This window comes from Polaromonas sp. P1_E1_2 (assembly GCF_056406035.1).
In genome coordinates, this window is the sequence record NZ_JBFUAZ010000555.1 from 1 (window position 1) to 2846 (window position 2846).

Annotated in this window: 6 protein-coding genes; all 6 read right to left on the reverse strand. The window is 61.0% G+C overall.

The window, feature by feature from the left end:
* On the reverse strand, positions 1-239 hold a 239-nt coding region (gene tatA, locus AC1D1P_RS19745; protein ID WP_122955331.1), incomplete at its 3' end, for a Sec-independent protein translocase subunit TatA.
* A 175-nt stretch (positions 240-414) separates the two neighbouring features.
* Positions 415-774 carry a histidine triad nucleotide-binding protein gene (locus AC1D1P_RS19750; protein WP_477669859.1) on the reverse strand — a complete coding sequence of 120 codons (360 nt, stop codon included), beginning with the start codon at positions 772-774 and terminating at the stop codon, positions 415-417.
* A gap of 23 nt (positions 775-797) precedes the next feature.
* Positions 798-1145 carry a DUF4870 family protein gene (locus AC1D1P_RS19755; RefSeq protein ID WP_477669860.1) on the reverse strand — a complete coding sequence of 116 codons (348 nt, stop codon included), beginning with the start codon at positions 1143-1145 and terminating at the stop codon, positions 798-800.
* A gap of 77 nt (positions 1146-1222) precedes the next feature.
* On the reverse strand, positions 1223-1606 hold the full coding sequence (locus AC1D1P_RS19760; protein ID WP_457279706.1) for a phosphoribosyl-ATP diphosphatase: 384 nt from the start codon (positions 1604-1606) through the stop codon (positions 1223-1225).
* Positions 1593-2018, reverse strand: coding sequence for a phosphoribosyl-AMP cyclohydrolase (gene hisI, locus AC1D1P_RS19765; protein WP_477669861.1), 426 nt, complete (start codon positions 2016-2018; stop codon positions 1593-1595). The genes AC1D1P_RS19760 and hisI overlap by 14 nt, the downstream gene beginning before the upstream one ends.
* A 199-nt stretch (positions 2019-2217) precedes the next feature.
* On the reverse strand, positions 2218-2846 hold a 629-nt coding region (gene hisF / locus AC1D1P_RS19770), incomplete at its 5' end, for an imidazole glycerol phosphate synthase subunit HisF (protein WP_477674142.1).

Here is a 2846-nt window from a genome sequence, read left to right on the forward strand (position 1 = left end):
CAAGACTTCTGCTTGGCTTCGACGTCGATTGTCGTTTTGTCAGCGGCCTGAGCGTTGGTCACGCTGGCGGGCGGCACGGGCACGTCGGCGGGCGTCTGGCTGCCGTCCTTCATGCCGTCTTTAAAACCCTTGACGGCGCCGCCGAGATCGCTGCCCATGTTTTTCAGCTTTTTGGTGCCGAAAACCATCACCACGATCAACAGCACGATCAGCCAGTGCCAGATGGAAAATGAACCCATGATTTGCTCCTAATCTGTAAATACAGGTGTAAATGCAACATTGCCGGTTTGGGGCGGTTTGCACGTAATTGCGTTGATTCTAAAGGCCCTGTCTGCCGGAAAACCGATTACACACATTGGCCTACCGGTTTAGTGTGGTTGTGGGCACCGGGGTTCCCTTTGGCTTGTAACCCTTCTAGCCCTTCAGCCATGGACGAGGGCCGCCGATCACGTGAAAGTGCAGGTGATGCACTTCTTGTCCGCCTTCGGCGCCGGTATTGGTCACGATCCGGTAGCCGCCCTCCGGATAAGGGTTACAGCCCTGCTCTATCGCCAGCTTGGGGGCCAGCACCATCATGCGCCCCAGCAGGGCGGCGTGTTCGGGGCCAACCTGGGCCATGGACGGAATGTGGTCCTTGGGAATGATCAGGAAATGCACGGGCGCCCACGGGTTGATGTCGTGAAAAGCGTACAGCTCGTCATCTTCGTACACCTTCCGGCTTGGAATGGTGCCCGCAGCGATCTTGCAGAAAATGCAGGTGTCGGAATGGTTCATGGCTGGGTCGTGACTCAAGGAAATTACGCAGGACGGTGGCTGCTAAAACGCATCCAGCCACGCACGCAGCGGTACAGGTACCAGAGGCAGACAATGCCATAGGCCACCCACCCCGGCACAATCAACAGCCACAGCGGCGACAGCAGCACCAGCCACGCAAGCGTCCACCAGAAGGTGCGAATCATGTAGTTGTGGTGGTCGATGTAGAGCGCATCGGTTTCATCCGCGCGGCGAATGTAGTTGATGATGACGGCGATCACCGCAAACACACCGCCGCTGAACCAGGCCAGCGTGTGCAGGCCGTACAGCACATGCATGATGGTGCGGTCGGCGGGATTCTTGCCTTCGAATTCGGCCAGGTCGGTTTCCATGCGTTCAGGTTCCAGTCAAAGCGATATCAGGGAGAAGAAAAATCAGCCACGGTGATGGGGGCCATGAAACGCCCGTCTCAGGGCTTTTCGGCCGCATCACGGTGCTGGGCCTTGCGCAAGGCTTTTTCCTCGATGCCGCTGGTGCCTTCGCGGCGCTCCAGCTCGGCGATCACGTCCAGTGGGCTGAGGCCATAGTGCGCCAGCGCGATGAGGCTGTGAAACCACAGGTCGGCCACTTCGCCGACCAGCTTGCCCTTCAGCTCCGCCGTGGGGCCCCCGCGGTCGATGTCCTTGGCGGCCATCACGGTTTCGGTGGCTTCTTCACCGATTTTTTTCAGGAAGGCGTCGGGGCCTTTGTGCAGCAGGCGAGCCACATAGCTGGTGTCCGGGTCACCGCCGTTGGCCGCCTTGCGGCTTTCAATGATCTGCGCCAGGCGCTGGAGGGAGTCATTCGTGGTCATGTTTGCCGGAGTCTGTTGATGCTTTTTTATACATGGTTGTCGGGTCTTTCAGGACCGGCTCGGTCACCACCCACTGGCCGTCTTTATACACACTGAAAAAGCAGCTGTGGCGGCCCGTGTGGCAGGCGATGCCCGGCGTGTGGCCCAGCTGCGTCACCTTGAGCAGGATCACGTCGTTGTCGCAATCCAGGCGAATTTCATGCACTGTTTGCTGGTTGCCGGATTCTTCACCCTTGTGCCAGAGGCGCCCGCGTGAGCGGCTGTAGTACACCGCCTGGCCCAGCTCGGCGGTTTTTTGCAGCGCCTCGCGGTTCATCCAGGCGAACATGAGCACATCGCCGCTGGAAGCTTCCTGCGCAATGACAGGGATCAGGCCTTTGTCATCCCAGCTGACTTCATCTAACCAGTTCATAAAAGTATTATCGCCCCCACGGTCGCTCACTGCGTTTAGCTCCCTGCCCCCCGAGGGGGCCGCCCGCCTGCGGTCTGGCAAAGCCAGTCCCGCGGCTCATGCTGGTTTGGGGGAGCAGGGGCGGCTTGCAAGTAGTCACTATCAAATCGATAGCTGCTTGCGCATGCGGGGTAAGGGCTGGATGCCGAAACTCTAAAAACTACAACCTCACAGGAATACCGCGCGCTGCCATGTGCTGCTTGGCCTGCTGAACGGTGTATTCGCCGTAATGAAAGATGCTGGCAGCCAGCACCGCGTCGGCGCCGCCGTTTTGTATGCCGTCGGCCAGGTGCTCCAGGTTGCCGACGCCGCCCGAGGCGATCACCGGCACGCTGATGGCGTCGCTCACCGCGCGGGTCAGCGCCAGGTCAAAGCCCGACTTGGTGCCGTCGCGGTCCATGCTGGTCAGCAAAATCTCGCCGGCGCCGCGGCGCGCCATCTCGGTGGCCCAAGCCACGGCGTCCAGGCCGGTGTTCTTGCGCCCGCCGTGGCTGTAGACATCCCAGCCCGGGCCGACCGGTTCGCCGGTGGGTGTGAGGCGCTTTTCGTCTTCCGCGCCGCGGCGCTTGGCGTCGATCGCCACCACGATGCACTGCGAGCCGTATTTGGCGGAAGCGTCGGCGATCACCTGCGGGTTGGCGATGGCGGCCGAGTTGAAGCTGGTCTTGTCGGCGCCGGAGTTGAGCAGGCGGCGCACGTCCTCAACGGTGCGAACACCGCCGCCCACGGTAAGAGGGATAAAGACCTGGGATGCAACCGCCTCGATGATCGGCAGGATCAGGTCACGCC